The 17,417-nt window shown below is 61.0% G+C and carries 14 protein-coding genes and 1 pseudogene; all 15 read left to right on the top strand.

Annotated elements, in window-relative coordinates:
- The first annotated feature begins 141 nt into the window (after positions 1–141).
- On the top strand, positions 142–852 hold the full coding sequence (gene hutC / locus B7L09_RS15485) for a histidine utilization transcriptional repressor HutC (protein WP_176457713.1): 711 nt from the start codon (positions 142–144) through the stop codon (positions 850–852).
- Positions 849–1,418 carry a HutD/Ves family protein gene (locus tag B7L09_RS15480; protein WP_094469560.1) on the top strand — a complete coding sequence of 190 codons (570 nt, stop codon included), beginning with the start codon at positions 849–851 and terminating at the stop codon, positions 1,416–1,418. The genes hutC and B7L09_RS15480 overlap by 4 nt, the downstream gene beginning before the upstream one ends.
- Before the next feature lie 397 nt (positions 1,419–1,815).
- Positions 1,816–3,504 (top strand): urocanate hydratase, encoded by a 1,689-nt coding sequence (hutU, locus tag B7L09_RS15475; RefSeq protein WP_094469559.1) that lies wholly within the window; start codon positions 1,816–1,818, stop codon positions 3,502–3,504.
- Between the two features lie 115 nt (positions 3,505–3,619).
- A complete protein-coding gene (locus B7L09_RS15470) occupies positions 3,620–5,092 on the top strand; it encodes a purine-cytosine permease family protein (RefSeq protein WP_094469558.1) in 1,473 nt (490 codons plus the stop codon).
- A gap of 69 nt (positions 5,093–5,161) precedes the next feature.
- Entirely contained in the window at positions 5,162–6,130 is a 969-nt protein-coding gene (locus tag B7L09_RS15465; protein WP_094469557.1) for an ABC transporter substrate-binding protein, read from the top strand.
- A 70-nt stretch (positions 6,131–6,200) separates the two neighbouring features.
- Entirely contained in the window at positions 6,201–7,052 is an 852-nt protein-coding gene (locus B7L09_RS15460; RefSeq protein WP_094469556.1) for an ABC transporter permease, read from the top strand.
- Positions 7,049–7,879: pseudogene (locus B7L09_RS15455) on the top strand (quaternary amine ABC transporter ATP-binding protein). The gene B7L09_RS15460 and the pseudogene B7L09_RS15455 overlap by 4 nt, the downstream one beginning before the upstream one ends.
- 169 nt (positions 7,880–8,048) lie before the next feature.
- Entirely contained in the window at positions 8,049–9,572 is a 1,524-nt protein-coding gene (locus tag B7L09_RS15450; protein WP_094469555.1) for an HAL/PAL/TAL family ammonia-lyase, read from the top strand.
- A gap of 118 nt (positions 9,573–9,690) precedes the next feature.
- Entirely contained in the window at positions 9,691–11,223 is a 1,533-nt protein-coding gene (gene hutH, locus B7L09_RS15445; RefSeq protein WP_094469554.1) for a histidine ammonia-lyase, read from the top strand.
- Positions 11,224–11,349: 126 nt separating this feature from the next.
- Positions 11,350–12,555 carry an imidazolonepropionase gene (hutI, locus tag B7L09_RS15440; RefSeq protein WP_094469553.1) on the top strand — a complete coding sequence of 402 codons (1,206 nt, stop codon included), beginning with the start codon at positions 11,350–11,352 and terminating at the stop codon, positions 12,553–12,555.
- Between the two features lie 10 nt (positions 12,556–12,565).
- A complete protein-coding gene (hutG, locus tag B7L09_RS15435; protein ID WP_094469552.1) occupies positions 12,566–13,369 on the top strand; it encodes an N-formylglutamate deformylase in 804 nt (267 codons plus the stop codon).
- A 323-nt stretch (positions 13,370–13,692) separates the two neighbouring features.
- Positions 13,693–14,649, top strand: a complete 957-nt coding sequence (locus B7L09_RS15430) for a choline ABC transporter substrate-binding protein (protein WP_094469551.1) — start codon at positions 13,693–13,695, stop codon at positions 14,647–14,649.
- 200 nt (positions 14,650–14,849) lie between these two features.
- Complete coding sequence (locus tag B7L09_RS15425) at positions 14,850–15,767, top strand: alpha/beta hydrolase (protein WP_094469550.1); 918 nt, start codon at positions 14,850–14,852, stop codon at positions 15,765–15,767.
- A gap of 105 nt (positions 15,768–15,872) precedes the next feature.
- Positions 15,873–16,844, top strand: coding sequence for a prolyl aminopeptidase (gene pip / locus B7L09_RS15420; RefSeq protein ID WP_094469549.1), 972 nt, complete (start codon positions 15,873–15,875; stop codon positions 16,842–16,844).
- Entirely contained in the window at positions 16,841–17,278 is a 438-nt protein-coding gene (gene dtd, locus B7L09_RS15415; protein ID WP_094469548.1) for a D-aminoacyl-tRNA deacylase, read from the top strand. The genes pip and dtd overlap by 4 nt, the downstream gene beginning before the upstream one ends.
- Positions 17,279–17,417 lie beyond the last annotated feature (139 nt).

Raw genomic sequence — 17,417 nt, 5'->3', positions numbered from 1 at the left:
GCACCCCGGTCGTGTGTTATTTGTATATACATATACAGACGTTTGCCTGCTCGGTAAACTCCGGCAAGCTAGCAACCTCTCTTCAACGAACAAGGATTAACCGTGCCGACTCCGCCTGCAGTGTCACCGTTGGCCGCGAACATGGGCGAAAGTCCGGCGCCCTTGTATGCCCGCGTCAAACAGATGATCAGCCAGCAAATCCTCAACGGCAACTGGCCGCCCCATTACCGCGTGCCGTCGGAGAGCGAGCTGGTCAGCCAACTGGGCTTCAGCCGCATGACCATCAACCGCGCCCTGCGCGAACTCACCGCGGAGGGGTTGCTGGTGCGCATGCAAGGCGTCGGTACCTTCGTCGCCGAACCCAAGAGCCAGTCGGCGCTGTTTGAAGTGCACAACATTGCCGATGAGATCGCCTCCCGTGGCCATCGCCATACCTGCAAGGTGATCACCCTCGAAGAAGAGGCCGCCGGTTCCGAGCGCGCTTTGGCGCTGGACATGCGCGAGGGCCAGAGGGTTTTCCATTCGCTGATCGTGCATTTCGAAAACGATATTCCTGTGCAAATCGAAGACCGTTTCGTCAACGCCCTGGTGGCACCGGATTACTTGCAGCAGGATTTCACCCAGCAAACGCCTTACGCCTATTTGAATCAGGTTGCGCCGCTGACCGAAGGCGAGCACGTGGTCGAAGCGATCCTTGCCGATGCCTCCGANTGCAAATTGCTGCAGATTGAAAAGGGCGAGCCGTGCCTGCTGATTCGTCGCCGCACCTGGTCCGGCCGTCAGCCGGTGACCGCCGCCCGTTTGATCCACCCTGGTTCCCGTCATCGTCTGGAAGGTCGGTTTCATAAATGAATCAAACGAAGGTTTTACGCGCCAAAGATTACCCGCGCATGCCGTGGAAAAACGGCGGCGGCAGCACTGAAGAAATTACCCGTGATGGAGGTGCCGGCCTTGATGGCTTTGGCTGGCGCCTGTCGATTGCCGATATCGGCGAGTCTGGCGGCTTTTCAATGTTCGCCGGTTACGAGCGCGTGATTACCGTGCTGCAAGGTGACGGCATGACCTTGCGCGTTGACGGCCAGGACACCCATCCGTTGTTACCGTTGGAGCCGTTTGCTTTCAGCGGTGAGAGCCAGGTTGCGTGCACATTGCTCGGTGGGCCGATTCGCGACTTCAACCTGATTTATGCGCCGCAGCGTTACGACGCGCGGTTGCAGTGGCTGGACGGCGAACAGCGGTTTTTCAGCTCGGCAGGCACCGTGCTCGTATTTAGTGTCACCGACGAGCTTGAAGTGAAGGTCGGTAACAGCGCCTCACAACTCGGTCGCCATGATTGCCTGCAACTCGACGGTAACACCGGCCTGCTGGAAGTTTCCGTCAGTGGCCAATGCTGTGTGATCGAGCTGACCGCACGCTGATTAACTGCTGAAGAATAAATCCCCTCGCCACAAAAGCAGCCTTCTACCCGTGTTCCCCATCGCGCACCACTTTGTTACCGAACGCCCCAGCCTGGCGCAAAACCTCGCTCAAGTAACAGCTGCCTCCCCTCCGCAAAATTCCCCTGCAAAAATTTCATCTTCGTCTAAACCCTTGATCCAAGGGCCTTCCAGCGTTCCAAAAACGTTTCTTGAACACCCATCCAACAAGTTGGCCGCTTGATTGCATATGCTTGTATGTACAAGTAAAGACGTATGCGTATGAGTCGACCGAGACTCCTCGCAACGTCCACTGATTCGCTTGTGGCGCAACAGTGCGCACAGGCTGGCTTACCCACCGCCAGGGTTGGTTTGGATTGATCGCTGAGGAGTCTTTTTCGTGACTGACAATACCCAGAAACCTACAAAGTATCGTGACGTTGAAATCCGCGCTGCCCGCGGTAACAAGCTGACCGCCAAGAGCTGGCTGACCGAAGCGCCGCTGCGCATGCTGATGAACAACCTCGACCCGNAAGTGGCCGAGAACCCGAAAGAGCTGGTGGTGTACGGCGGTATCGGCCGTGCGGCGCGTAACTGGGAGTGCTACGACCAGATCGTCGAGAGCCTCACCAATTTGAATGACGACGAGACCCTGCTGGTGCAATCCGGCAAGCCGGTCGGCGTGTTCAAGACCCACAGCAACGCTCCGCGCGTACTGATCGCCAACTCCAACCTGGTACCGCACTGGGCCAGTTGGGAACACTTTAACGAGCTGGATGCCAAGGGCCTGGCCATGTACGGCCAGATGACTGCCGGCAGCTGGATCTACATCGGCAGCCAGGGCATCGTCCAGGGTACCTACGAAACCTTCGTCGAAGCCGGTCGCCAGCATTACAACNGNGACCTGAAAGGTCGTTGGGTCCTGACCGCAGGCCTCGGCGGCATGGGTGGCGCTCAGCCTCTGGCCGCAACGTTGGCCGGGGCGTGCTCGCTGAACATCGAGTGCCAGCAGGTCAGTATCGACTTCCGCTTGAGCAGCCGTTATGTCGACGAGCAAGCCACCGACCTCGACGACGCCCTGGCCCGCATCGCCAAATACACCAAGGAAGGCAAGGCCATCTCCATCGCCCTGCTGGGTAACGCGGCGGAAATCCTGCCGGAGCTGGTCAAGCGTGGCGTGCGCCCGGACATGGTCACCGACCAGACCAGCGCCCACGATCCACTCAACGGCTACCTGCCGGCCGGCTGGACCTGGGACGAATACCGCGCCCGCGCCAAAACCGAGCCTGCTGCCGTGGTCAAAGCCGCCAAGCAGTCGATGGCCGTGCACGTCAAAGCCATGCTCGAGTTCCAGAAGCAAGGCATCCCGACCTTCGACTACGGCAACAACATCCGCCAGATGGCGCAAGAAGAAGGCGTGCAAGACGCCTTCGCCTTCCCAGGCTTCGTACCGGCCTACATCCGCCCACTGTTCTGCCGTGGCATCGGCCCGTTCCGCTGGGCGGCGCTGTCCGGCGACCCGCAGGACATCTACAAGACCGACGCCAAAGTCAAAGAGCTGATCCCCGACGACGCGCACCTGCACAACTGGCTGGACATGGCGCGCGAGCGCATCAGCTTCCAGGGCCTGCCGGCACGTATCTGCTGGGTGGGCCTGGGCCAGCGCGCCAAGCTGGGCCTGGCGTTCAACGAAATGGTGCGCAGCGGCGAGCTGTCGGCACCGGTGGTGATCGGCCGTGACCACCTCGACTCCGGCTCGGTCGCCAGCCCGAACCGCGAAACCGAAGCCATGCAGGACGGTTCCGACGCTGTGTCCGACTGGCCACTGCTCAACGCCTTGCTCAACACCGCCAGCGGCGCGACCTGGGTTTCGCTGCACCACGGCGGCGGCGTGGGCATGGGCTTCTCCCAGCACTCCGGCATGGTGATCGTTTGCGACGGTACCGATGAAGCCGCCGAGCGGATCGCCCGCGTACTGCACAACGACCCGGCCACCGGTGTGATGCGCCACGCCGATGCGGGTTACCAGATCGCAATCGACTGCGCCAAGGAACAAGGGCTGAACCTGCCGATGATTACCGGTAAATAAACCAATACCCCGTAGGAGCCGGCTTGCTGGCAATTCAGTCGGAGCGCCGCCCGCAGCAAGCCGGCTCCTACAGGGGTTGCACCAACCCAGAATAACAATCCACAGAGGTTGAATCATGGCTGTTAACAACGATCGTGCAGGCAGTAAACCGTTGATCGAGACNCGTTCGATCGACTACATCCCGGAAGCGGAAAGACACGGTCGTCTGTTCAGCCAGTTCACCCTGTGGATGGGTGCCAACCTGCAAATCACCGCCATTGTCACCGGGGCCCTGGCCGTGGTGCTGGGCGGTGATGTGTTCTGGTCGTTGATCGGTCTGTTGATCGGCCAATTGATCGGTGGCGGNGTCATGGCGTTGCATGCCGCNCAAGGGCCCAAGCTTGGCCTGCCGCAGATGATCTCCAGCCGNGTGCAGTTCGGNGTNTATGGCGCGGCCATCCCGATCGTGCTGGTCTGTTTGATGTACCTCGGCTTTACCGCGACCGGCACCGTACTGTCCGGCCAAGCGCTGGGCCAGTTGTTTGGCGTCAGCGACAGCGTCGGTATCCTTATTTTCGCCAGTGTCATTGTGCTGGTCACGGTGCTCGGTTACCGGGTGATCCATTGGATCGGTCGCGTCGCCAGCGTCATCGGTGTGATTGCCTTTGTTTACCTGTTCAGCCGTCTGATGAGCCAGGTTGATGTTGGCGCACTGTTGCAAATCCGTCACTTCAGCTGGAGCAGTTTCTTGCTGGCGGTGTCGCTCGCGGCCTCCTGGCAGATCGCTTTCGGCCCTTACGTGGCGGACTATTCACGTTACTTGCCGAGCAAGACGTCTTCGCTGAAAACCTTTCTCGCCGCTGGCGCGGGCTCGGTCATTGGTGCACAGGTAGCGATGATCCTCGGCGTGTTTGCCGCGGCCATGTCCAACGGGCAATTCGCAGGTCACGAAGTGGCTTATATCGTNGGTTTGGGCGGTACGGGTGCCACGGCTGCGCTGCTGTACTTCAGCATCGCTTTCGGCAAGGTCACCATCTCTACGCTGAACTCCTACGGCAGTTTCATGTGCATCGCGACCATCATCAGCGGCTTTCGGGGTCGCCTGGAGGTCACGCGTCTGCAACGCCTGGTCTTCGTGCTGGTCATTGTCGGTACTGCGACCCTGATCGCGTTGCTCGGCCAGCACTCGTTCCTCGGTGCTTTCAAGTCTTTCATCCTGTTCCTGCTGGCGTTCTTTACGCCCTGGAGTGCGATCAACCTGGTGGATTACTACTGCATCACCCGCGAGCGCTATGACGTGCCGGCGCTGGCCGACCCGAACGGTCGCTACGGTCGCTGGAACCTGCTCGGTATCAGCGTCTATGTCTTCGGCGTGCTGGTGCAATTGCCATTCATCTCCACCAAGTTCTACACCGGCCCGCTGGTGGCCGCGCTGGGTGATGTGGATATTTCCTGGATCATCGGTCTGGTACTTCCCGCAGCCCTCTATTACGTCTGCGCGAAAAAATGGCACGGCTCGGTACCCGATCACCTGATTCTGCCGGTTGAGCAGGACAGCGTTGTACAACAAAAAACAAGTGGGGCTGGTCGCGCTGCGGCGCAGGCCTGATTGGACGTGGACAGGGCTGGATGCCTCTTGACTGCCGTAAGCCAATTCATGATTAGGAGCGTCACTACAATGAAATCGAACAAGACCCTGCTGACCACATTGCTTTCCGTGGGCCTGCTCGCCAGCGCCGGCGCCACTCAGGCGGCCGGTTGGTGCGAATCCGGCAAACCGGTGAAATTCGCCGGCCTGAACTGGGAAAGCGGCATGTTGCTCACCGACATCCTGCAAACCGTGCTGGAAAAAGGCTACGACTGCAAAACCGACAGCCTGCCGGGCAACTCCATCACCATGGAAAACGCCCTGAGCAGCAACGACATCCAGGTGTTTGCCGAAGAGTGGGTCGGCCGCAGCGAAGTCTGGAACAAGGCCGAGAAGGCCGGCAAAGTCGTCGGCGTCGGTGCCCCGGTTGTCGGTGCTGTCGAAGGCTGGTACGTGCCGCGTTACGTGATTGAAGGCGACGCCAAGCGCAAGCTGGAACCCAAGGCGCCGGACCTGAAAAACATCGCCGACCTGGCCAAATACGCTTCGGTGTTCAAGGATCAGGAAGAGCCATCCAAGGGCCGCTTCTACAACTGCCCGGCCGGCTGGACCTGTGAGCTGGACAACAGCGAAATGCTTAAAAGCTATGGCCTGGAAAGCACCTACACCAACTTCCGCCCAGGCACCGGCCCGGCGCTGGATGCGGCGGTGCTGTCGAGCTACAAGCGTGGCGAGCCGATCCTCTTTTATTACTGGTCACCCACCCCGCTGATGGGCCAGGTTGATCTGGTCAAGCTGGAAGAAAAACCCGGTGTGGATAAAAGCGTGACCATCAAGGTCGGCCTGTCCAAGACGTTCCACGAGCAAGCCCCGGAACTGGTGGCGGTGCTGGAAAAGGTCAACCTGCCGATCGACCTGCTGAATCAGAACCTCGGGCGCATGGCCAAAGAGCGGATCGAGTCGCCAAAACTGGCGAAAATTTTCCTCAAGGAACATCCTGAAGTCTGGCACGCATGGGTGAGCGACGACGCAGCCAAGAAAATCGACGCGGCCTTGTAGGTTGAGCCTCTCCGACTGCCGGCGACGGCAGTCGGACGCTTGATCGCAACCCCTTGATTGAGAGTCTCTTATGTTTCCCGAAAGCTTTACCTTTTCCATCGCCGACTGGGTCAACGGTTGGGTGGACTCGCTGGTCACCAACTACGGCGATGTGTTCCGGCACATCTCCGATACCCTGCTGTGGGCCATCGTCAACCTGGAAGGGTTGCTGCGCGCGGCGCCCTGGTGGCTGATGCTGGCCATCGTCGCGGGGATCGCCTGGCACGCGACCCGCAAAGTGGTGACCACGGCAGTCATCGTCGGCCTGCTGTTCCTGGTGGGTGCGGTCGGCCTCTGGGACAAGCTGATGCAGACCCTGGCGCTGATGATGGTCGCGACGGTCATTTCGGTGCTGATCGGCATTCCGCTGGGCATTCTGTCGGCACGCAGCAATCGCCTGCGTTCGGTGCTGATGCCGTTGCTCGACATCATGCAAACCATGCCCAGCTTCGTGTACCTGATTCCGGTGCTGATGCTGTTCGGCCTCGGCAAGGTGCCGGCGATTTTCGCCACGGTGATCTACGCCGCGCCGCCGCTGATTCGCCTGACGGATTTGGGCATTCGCCAAGTCGACGGCGAAGTCATGGAAGCCATCAATGCCTTCGGTGCCAACCGCTGGCAGCAACTGTTCGGCGTGCAACTGCCGCTGGCGCTGCCGAGTATCATGGCCGGGATCAACCAGACCACCATGATGGCGCTGTCGATGGTGGTTATCGCCTCGATGATTGGTGCCCGAGGCCTGGGTGAAGACGTGTTGGTGGGGATTCAGACCCTCAACGTCGGACGTGGCCTGGAAGCCGGTCTGGCGATCGTGATTCTTGCAGTGGTCATCGACCGCATTACNCAGGCCTATGGTCGTCCACGGCATGAGGCGAACAAATGAANAANGNNNCCATCAGCAAAATNGAAGTCAAGAACGTCTTCAAGATCTTCGGCAACCGCTCCAAGGAAGCGCTGGCGCTGGTTGGCCAGGGCAAGACCAAGGACCAGGTGCTGGCCGAGACCGGCTGCGTGGTCGGCGTGAACGACCTGTCCCTGAGCATCGGCACCGGCGAGATCTTTGTGATCATGGGGCTATCGGGCTCCGGCAAATCCACACTGGTGCGCCACTTCAACCGCCTGATCGACCCCACCAGCGGCGCGATCCTGGTGGACGGCGAAGATATCCTGCAACTGGACATGGAAGCCCTGCGCCAATTCCGTCGGCACAAGATCAGCATGGTGTTCCAGAGCTTCGGCCTGCTGCCCCACAAGAGTGTGCTCGACAACGTCGCCTACGGCTTGAAAGTGCGTGGCGAAACCAAGCAGGTCTGCGCCGAACGCGCGCTGCACTGGATCGAAACCGTGGGCCTCAAAGGCTACGAAAACAAATACCCGCACCAGCTTTCCGGCGGCATGCGCCAGCGTGTGGGCCTGGCCCGCGCCTTGGCGGCTGACACCGACATCATTCTGATGGACGAAGCCTTCAGTGCGCTCGACCCGCTGATCCGCGCCGAGATGCAGGACCAGTTGCTGGAGCTGCAAAAGACTTTGCACAAGACCATCGTGTTCATCACCCACGACCTCGACGAAGCCGTACGTATTGGCAACCGCATTGCGATCCTCAAGGACGGCAAGCTGATCCAGGTCGGCACGCCGCGCGAGATTCTGCATTCGCCGGCGGATGAGTATGTGGACCGGTTTGTTCAGCGGCGGGCGGCGGTGGTCTGAGAAATTTGCGGTGATCGAGCGGGCCTCATCGCGGGCAAGCCCGCTCCCACAGGGATTGGTTGTGTTGCACACATTTTCTTCACACAACAGAACACTGTGGGAGCGGGCTTGCCCGCGATGGCGCCGGTAAAGCTGCATCAATATTCAGGTTGTACGCACGAGGTTAATGATGTCCCAGGCTGAAAAAATCGTTATCGCCGATGCCCCGTTGCGTTGGCAGGATGTGGTTGCCGTCGCCCGTCATGGCGCTCAGCTTGAGCTGTCGGCCCAGGCCTGGGCGCGGATCGAGAATGCCCAGGCGATCGTTCAGCGCATCGTCGCCAGCGGCGAGCGCGCCTATGGCGTCAACACCGGCCTGGGTGCGTTGTGCAACGTCTCGCTCAAAGACGAACAACTGAGCCAACTGTCGCGCAACACCTTGCTCAGCCACGCCTGTGGCGTTGGCGCACCACTGGCCGACGAGCAAACCCGCGCAATTCTCTGTGCAGCGATCCTGAATTACAGCCAAGGCAAATCCGGCATTCATCGTCGGGTGGTCGAAGCCCTGCTGGTGCTGCTTAANCACGGCATCACGCCGCAAGTGCCGTCCCAGGGTTCGGTGGGTTACCTGACCCACATGGCCCACGTCGGCGTGGCCTTGTTGGGCGTCGGTAATGTGAGTTATCGCGGGCAGATCGTTTCTGCACAGCAAGCCTTGGCTGAAGAAGGCCTGCAACCGGTTCAGCTGGGTGCTAAAGATGGCTTGTGCCTGGTCAACGGCACGCCGTGCATGTCCGGCCTCAGCTGTCTGGCGATTGCCGATGCGACNCNCNTGCTGCAATGGGCCGACGTAATCGGCGCCATGAGCTTCGAGGCCCAGCGCGGCCAGATCGACGCGTTTGACGAAGCCATCATCGCGCTCAAGCCGCATCCGGGCATGCAGCAGGTCGGCATCAACCTGCGGGCGTTGCTGGATGGCAGTGAAGTGATTGCGTCGAGCAAAGGCATTCGCACGCAGGATGCGCTGAGCATCCGTTCGATCCCGCAAGTCCACGGCGCTGCACGGGATCAACTGACGCACGCGATCCAGCAGATCGAAACCGAGCTCAACGGCTGCACCGACAACCCGTTGCTGCTGGGCACCCCGGACAACTACCGCGTGGTGTCCCAGGCCAACCCGCATGGGCAGTCCGTGGCGTTGGCGGCCGACATGCTCGCCATCGCCATGGCCGAAATCGGCTCCGTGGCCGAACGCCGCCTGGACCGCCTGATCAACCCGCATGTCAGCGGCTTGCCGGCGTTCCTGGTCAGCAACCCCGGGGTCAACTCCGGGATGATGATCGTGCAGTACGTCGCCGCCTCGCTGTGTGGGCAAAACCGCCAACTGGCGCAACCGGCGGTGCTCGACAACTTCGTCACCTCGGGCCTGCAGGAAGACCATCTGAGCATGGGCACCAATGCCGCGCTCAAGCTGCATCAGCTGTTGGCCAACGTCACCCAGATTCTCGCCATCGAGTACCTGCTGGCGGCCCAGGCGTTCGANTTTCTTAAGGAACAACGTTTTGGCGCAGGCACCGATGCCGCGTGGCGCCTGCTGCGCGAACGCGTCCCGGCCTACGACCAGGACCGCTGGCTGGCGCCGGACATCGCCGCGGCTGCTGGCGTGTTGAAAGATCCGATGTTGCTGCACAAGGCTTTACCGAACCTGAACTGACTTCCAATAAAAACCAGCGTGCCAAGGCGCGGCTCTCCCATAAGGCGAGACGCGACGGACAACGGACATCTCCGGAGCGTCTGGTGAGTTAATAACAAACTCTCAAAAGGAGCATGAAATGACTGCGCTAAACCTGATTCCCGGCCAACTGAGCCTTGCCCAACTGCGTGATATCTATCAGCACCCGGTCAAAATCACCCTCGATAACAGCGCCACGGCGCAGATCGAAGCGAGTGTTGCCTGCGTGGAGCAGATTCTCGCCGAGAATCGCACCGCCTACGGCATCAACACCGGTTTCGGCCTGCTGGCCTCGACCCGCATCGCCTGCGAAGACCTGGAAAACCTCCAGCGTTCGCTGGTGCTGTCCCACGCTGCCGGCGTCGGTGAGCCGATCAGCGATGCGCTGGTGCGGCTGGTCATGGTGCTCAAGGTCAACAGCCTGAGCCGTGGCTTCTCCGGGATTCGCCGCCAGGTGATCGACGCGTTGATCGCGCTGATCAACGCCGAGGTTTACCCGCACATTCCGTTGAAAGGTTCGGTCGGTGCTTCCGGCGACCTGGCGCCTCTGGCCCACATGTCTCTGGTGCTGCTGGGTGAAGGCAAGGCTCGCTACAAAGGCGAATGGCTGGAAGCCACCGAAGCGCTGAAAGTCGCCGGCCTGGCGCCGCTGACCCTCGCCGCCAAGGAAGGCCTGGCGCTGCTCAATGGCACCCAGGTGTCCACCGCGTACGCCCTGCGTGGCCTGTTCGAAGGCGAAGATTTGTTCGCCGGCGCACTCGCGTGTGGTGGCCTGACCGTGGAAGCCGTGCTGGGCTCGCGCTCGCCGTTCGATGCACGTATTCACGCGGCGCGTGGCCAAAAAGGCCAGATCGATNCCGCTGCNGCCTATCGCGACCTGCTGGGCGANNGCAGCCAGGTCTCCCAGTCGCACCAGAACTGCGACAAGGTGCAAGACCCGTACTCCCTGCGCTGCCAGCCGCAAGTCATGGGCGCCTGCCTGACTCAATTCCGCCAGGCCGCCGAAGTGCTGGTGGTAGAAGCCAACGCCGTGTCGGATAACCCGCTGGTGTTCGCAGCCGAAGGCGACGTGATCTCCGGCGGTAACTTCCACGCCGAACCGGTGGCCATGGCCGCGGATAACATGGCGCTGGCCATCGCTGAAATCGGCTCCCTGAGCGAGCGTCGTATCTCGCTGATGATGGACAAGCACATGTCGCAACTGCCGCCGTTCCTGGTGGGCAATGGCGGGGTGAACTCCGGCTTCATGATCGCCCAGGTGACGGCGGCAGCACTGGCCAGCGAGAACAAGGCGCTGTCCCATCCGCATAGCGTCGACAGCTTGCCGACATCGGCCAACCAGGAAGACCACGTGTCCATGGCCCCGGCTGCGGGCAAGCGTCTTTGGGAAATGGCCGAGAACACCCGTGGTGTTTTGGCGGTGGAATGGTTGGCGGCGGTTCAGGGGCTGGATTTGCGTGAAGGTCTGAAGACCTCGGCGAAGCTGGAAAAGGCTCGGGGGATTCTGCGTAACGAAGTGCCGTTCTATGAGAAAGACCGCTTCTTTGCGCCGGACATCAATGCGGCGACCGAGTTGTTGGCGACGCGTTGCCTGAATGACTTGGTCTCGGTCAAGTTGCTGCCGAGCCTGTAATGGCCCCATCGCGGGCAAGCCCGGCTCCCACAGGTTTTGTGTCGTGTGCATCTTATGTATCCAACACTACCCCTGTGGGAGCGGGCTTGCCCGCGATTCGATTTTGAACAAGACGAGGAACTCGGGATGAAAACTCTCTGGCAACACTGCCACGTCGCAACCATGGCGCAAGGCGTCTACTCGATCATCGAGGACGCGGCCATCGTGACGTCCGGTGCGCACATTGAGTGGGTCGGCCCGCGCAGTGAACTGCCGTCGGGTGAATACCCGGCGGTCAACGATTTGAAAGGGGCCTGGGTTACGCCGGGCCTGATCGACTGCCACACCCACACGGTGTTCGGCGGTAACCGCAGCGGTGAATTCGAGCAGCGCCTGGAAGGCGTGAGCTACGCCGAAATCGCCGCGGCCGGTGGTGGCATCGCCAGCACCGTGCGCGCCACCCGTGCCGCCACTGAAGATGAACTGTTCACCAGCGCTCACAAGCGCCTGCGCAGTCTGCTGCGCGACGGCGTGACCACGGTGGAGATCAAATCCGGCTACGGCCTNGACCTGGCCAGTGAACGCAAGATCCTGCGAGTGATCCGTCGCCTCGGCGCCGAACTGCCGGTCAGCGTGCGCAGCACCTGCCTGGCCGCTCATGCATTGCCACCGGAATATGCGGATCGCGCCGACGACTATATCGATCACATCTGCGCTGAAATGCTCCCGGCCCTGGCAGCGGAGGGACTGGTGGACGCGGTGGATGCGTTCTGCGAATACCTGGCGTTTTCCCCGGAACAGGTGGAGCGGGTGTTTAAAGTCGCTCAGCAACTTGACCTGCCGGTGAAGCTGCACGCCGAACAACTGTCGTCGCTGCACGGCTCCAGCCTGGCCGCGCGTTACCACGCGTTGTCGGCGGACCATCTGGAATTCATGACCGAAGAAGATGCCATCGCCATGGCCGCTTCCGGCACCGTCGCGGTGCTGTTGCCGGGCGCGTTCTACTTCCTGCGCGAAACCCAGTTGCCGCCGATGGAGGCCTTGCGCAAACACGGCGTGAAGATCGCCATCGCCAGCGACCTCAACCCCGGCACCTCACCGGCGTTGTCGGTGCGCCTGATGCTGAACATGGCCTGCACCTTGTTCCGTATGACCCCTGAAGAAGCCCTGGCGGGCGCCACGCAACACGCGGCCACCGCGCTGGGCATGGGCGAGACCCATGGTTCGCTGGAGGTGGGCAAGGTCGCCGACTTTGTCGCCTGGCAGATTGATCGTCCCGCCGACCTGGCCTATTGGCTGGGCGGGGACCTGGAAAAACGCGTCGTGCGTCACGGCGTCGAAACGAGCGTTTAGGAGAGCAGTTGTGGATAAGGTTCTGAACTTCAAACAAGGCCGCGTACCGCTGCTGATCAGCATGCCCCACGCCGGCCTGCGCCTGACGCCCGCGGTGGAGGCCGGGTTGATCCCCGATGCACGCAGCCTGCCGGACACCGACTGGCACATCCCCCGNCTGTATGAATTCGCAGNGGAGCTGGGCGCCAGCACCTTGTCGGCCGAGTACTCGCGATTCGTCATCGACCTGAACCGCCCGTCTGACGACAAGCCACTGTATGTCGGCGCCACCACCGGTCTGTATCCAGCGACGCTGTTCGACGGCATTCCGTTGTTCCGTGAAGGGATGGAACCGTCGGCGGCTGAGCGTGCGACGTACCTGGAGCAGGTGTGGACGCCGTATCACACCACGCTGCAGAACGAACTGGCGCGACTCAAAGCCGAGTTCGGTTACGCGCTGCTGTTCGATGCGCATTCGATNCGTTCGGTAATCCCGCACCTGTTCGACGGCAAGCTGCCGGACTTCAACCTCGGCACCTTCAACGGCGCCACNTGCGATCCGCAGTTAGCCAGTCAGCTGGAAGCGATCTGCGCCAGGCACACCGATTACAGCCATGTGCTGAACGGTCGCTTCAAGGGTGGCCACATCACCCGGCATTACGGCAACCCGGCCGACAACATCCATGCGGTGCAACTGGAACTGGGTCAATGCACGTATATGGAAGAGTTTGAGCCGTTCCGCTATCGGCAGGACCTGGCTGAGCCAACGCAGGTTGTGCTCAAGGAATTGCTGCAAGGCCTGCTGGCCTGGGGCCAAAAGCACTACAAGCACTAGAACCTGTCGCATAACCCTGTGGGAGCGAGCTTGCTCGCGATGGCGGACTGACAGGCAACAATAATGTTGAATGTTATGGCCTCATCGCGAGCNCGCGATGGCGGACTGACAGGCAACAATAATGTTGAATGTTATGGCCTCATCGCGAGCAAGCTCGCTCCCACAGGTTATGTGTTTACTTCATAGCGCATCACGACGGTCGCCACCGTGCAAATCTCGGTCGCTACAGTTCGCTTTTACCCTCTCGACGCTGCGTAATGTGCTGGTCACGGTGCACAAAGACACCGGCCCTCACAATAATCTGCCGCACGAGAACGCTCTCTATGACAAGCACCAAAGGTTTGTTCACCCGCTGTCTCTCAATACTCTGCGGCACCGCTCTTCTGAGCACCAGCGTCCTGGCCAGTGACGATGCGTCCTGCAAGGCCGTGCGCATGGGCGTGGTCAACTGGACCGACGTGATCGCCACCAGNGGCATGGCTGATGTGCTGCTCAACGGCCTNGGCTACGACAGCAAGCAGACCAGTGCAGTGCAGCAGATCATCTTTGCCGGCATCCGCGACAAGCGCCTGGATATCTTCCTCGGCTACTGGAAACCGGCGATGGACAAGAACATCGCGCCGTTCCTGGAAGCCAAACAAGTGAAGGTCCTGGAAAAACCGAGCCTGGCCGACGCCCAAGCGACGCTCGCGGTGCCTCAGTACGTTGCGGACGCCGGGCTGAAAACCTTCGCCGACATCGCCAAATTCAAAGACAAGCTTGGCGGCAAAATCTATGGCATCGAGCCCGGCAGTGGCGCCAACACCACGATCAAAACCATGATCGAGACCAATCACTTCGGCTTGAAAGACTTCAAGCTGATCGAGTCCGGTGAGGCCGGCATGCTCGCGGCCGTTCAGCGGGCCGTGAACCGCAAGGAGTTCGTGGTGTTCGTCGGCTGGACCCCGCACCCGATGAACATCAACATGAAGATCGCCTACCTAACCGGCAGCGAAGACGTTTATGGTCCCAATGAAGGCGCGGCAACGGTCTCGACCGTGACGTCCCCGGACTATGCCGAACGTTGCCCGAATGTGAATCGCCTGTTGGAAAACCTGACCTTCACCGCGGCCCAGGAAAGCCAGTTGATGGTGCCGATCATGGAGCGCAAGACGCCCCAGGACGTTGCCAAACAGTGGCTGCGCGATCACCCGGAAGACCTTCAGCGTTGGCTGGCCGGTGTCAGCAGTTTTGATGGCAAGGATGGCGCGGCGACCGTTCAGGCCAGTTTGAAGCCCTGACGGTAACCGCAAACCCTGTGGGAGCGAGCTTGCTCGCGATGAGGCCGTCACATTCAACAAAGATGTTGACTGTTCGGCCGAGCTTGCTCGCGATGAGGCCGTCACATTCAACAAAGATGTTGACTGTTCGGCCGCCATCGCGAGCAAGCTCGCTCCCGCAGGGTTGCGTCAGCCCCCCCAAAACCCTTGGCAGCAGGCCTATGGCTCCTTACCCGCTATCCGAACAAATGACGGCTTTCGTCGAGAAAACCGTCAGCTTCAACAGCACCGACAGCAGCCTCCACGGTTTGCGTCAGGCCTACAGCGCGATGTGCCGGGCGTTCACCCCGCCGCGTCCCGCCGGCCTCTACGTGGTCGATTTCGAGTTGGCCGGTGTGCCGGTGCGATCCTATCAACCGCCGGTTGCACCTGCGACCGGCGGTGTCCCGTGCATTGTGTATCTGCATGGCGGTGGTTGGGTGGTGGGCGATCTGGATTCCCACGATTTCATCTGCGCAGAACTGGCGTCGACACTCGGCGTGCTGGTGATCGCGGTCGATTACCGATTGGCGCCGGAGCATCCGTTTCCGGCGGCGTTCAATGATTGCTTGAGTGTCTGGCGCGCGCTGCGAACCGGACCTTTTCGGCTTGATCCCGAGCGCACGCTGGTGGCGGGAGACAGTGCCGGTGGCAATCTCGCCGCCGCGCTTTGTCTGGCGTTGCGGGATGCGGGCGAGCCATTGCCGGCGGCGCAGGTGCTGATCTACCCGGGGCTGGGCGGCAATCAGCCGTTGCCATCGCGCAGCGAATGCATCGACGCGCCGTTGCTCGCCAGCAGTGATGTGGATTGTTATCACGCCCTGTACTTGCGCAGCACCCGACAGCCGGGTGCCTACGCCATGCCGTTGCTCGCCGGACACTTCGGCGGGCTGCCGCCGGCATTGATCGCCGTGGCCCAGTTCGACCCGCTGCGCGATGACGGCATGCTCTACGCCGAACAACTGCAGGCCGCCGGCGTGACCGCGACGCTTTATTACGGTGAGGGGCTGGTTCACGGCTGTTTGCGGGCCCGGGGCCAGGTCGCCGAGGTCGACTTGCTGTATGAAACGCTGCTCGGGTATTTGGCTGACAGACTATGACGCTGCAAGGGGCATGCTCATTGGCGTAATTCGGGTTTATGATGCCGGACGGCAGAATAATAGAAGTCCCCCCAGGGATGACCTCGACCCCTTACGGAGCGCGCAATGCAGACTTGGTACCCGCAGATCAAACCCTACGCCCGGCACGATCTGGCAGTCGATGACACCCACACGCTGTATGTCGACGAAAGCGGTTCACCGGAAGGTTTGCCGGTGGTGTTCATCCACGGCGGCCCCGGTGCCGGGTGCGATGCCCAAAGCCGCCGATACTTCGATCCGAACCTGTACCGTATCGTGACCTTCGATCAGCGCGGTTGCGGTCGCTCCACGCCCCACGCCAGCCTTGAAAACAACACCACTTGGGACTTGGTCGCCGACCTTGAGCGCATCCGCGAGCACCTGGGCATCGAAAAATGGGTGCTGTTCGGCGGCTCCTGGGGTTCGACCCTGGCACTGGCCTACGCACAAACCCACCCGGAGCGTGTACACGGTCTGATCCTGCGCGGGATTTTTCTCTGCCGTCCGCAGGAAATCGAGTGGTTCTACCAATGTGGCGCCAGCCGTCTGTTCCCCGATTACTGGCAGGACTACGTCGCGCCTATTCCATTGGATGAGCGCGGCGACTTGCTCAGCGCCTTCCACAAGCGCCTGACCGGCAACGATCAGATCGCCCAGATGCATGCGGCCAAGGCCTGGTCCACCTGGGAAGGCCGGACCGCGACCTTGCGTCCGAACCCGCTGGTGGTCGATCGCTTCTCCGAGCCGCAACGTGCGTTGTCCATCGCGCGTATCGAGTGCCACTACTTCACCAACGACTCCTTCCTGGAGCCTAACCAGCTGATTCGCGACATGCACAAGATCGCCCATCTGCCTGGCGTAATCATTCATGGCCGCTACGATATGATCTGCCCGCTGGACAATGCCTGGGAGCTGCATCAAGCCTGGCCGAACAGCGAACTCCAGGTGATCCGCGACGCCGGCCACGCCGCGTCCGAGCCGGGTATCACCGATGCGCTGGTACGTGCCGCCGGGCAGATGGCTCGCCGCTTGCTCGACCTGCCGCCNGAAGAAGCATGAAGGGCCTGCTGCAACGCGTGCGTGGCGCGCGAGTCGAGGTAGCGGGGGAGGTGGTGGGAGCGGTCGATCAAGGGTTATTGGTGCTGGTGGCGGTAGAACCCGAGGATACTCGTGCCAGCGCCGACAAACTTCTGCATAAACTGCTTAACTATCGAATATTCAGTGACGCCGAGGGCAAGATGAATCTGTCGTTGGCGGAGGTGGGCGGTGGGTTGCTGCTGGTCTCGCAGTTCACCCTGGCCGCAGACACCAAGAGCGGGTTGCGCCCGAGTTTTTCGACCGCTGCCCCTCCGGCCCTGGGCGAGGAGCTTTTCGACTATCTATTAAGCAAAGCGAAACAGGTGCATGGCACTGTGGCATCAGGTAGATTCGGCGCGGATATGCAGGTGCATCTGGTCAACGATGGCCCGGTCACCTTCCTGTTACAGACGTGAAAGCCCTTGAAACATGTTTTTCAGGGCTTTTCGACTGAAAACAGGGGTTTTTCGCGATAAATACTTTGTTACCCCTGATGCGTTGTTTCGCGGGCTACTAGATAATCGCGCGCTACGGGGATCAGCGTTGTTTGGTCCA

Origin of the sequence: Pseudomonas mandelii, from assembly GCF_002251635.1 — a bacterium.
GTDB classification, from domain to species: domain Bacteria; phylum Pseudomonadota; class Gammaproteobacteria; order Pseudomonadales; family Pseudomonadaceae; genus Aquipseudomonas; species Aquipseudomonas mandelii_B.
This window is presented reverse-complemented; position numbering and strand designations above follow the sequence as displayed.

What these genes read in the sequence shown, in the direction of transcription:
- B7L09_RS15480 (WP_094469560.1), top strand. Translation starts at nt 849, where the DNA reads ATGAATCAAACGAAGGTTTTACGCGCCAAAGATTACCCGCGCATGCCG.
- B7L09_RS15465 (WP_094469557.1), top strand. Translation starts at nt 5,162, where the DNA reads ATGAAATCGAACAAGACCCTGCTGACCACATTGCTTTCCGTGGGCCTG.
- B7L09_RS15425 (WP_094469550.1), top strand. Translation starts at nt 14,850, where the DNA reads ATGGCTCCTTACCCGCTATCCGAACAAATGACGGCTTTCGTCGAGAAA.
- dtd (WP_094469548.1), top strand. Translation starts at nt 16,841, where the DNA reads ATGAAGGGCCTGCTGCAACGCGTGCGTGGCGCGCGAGTCGAGGTAGCG.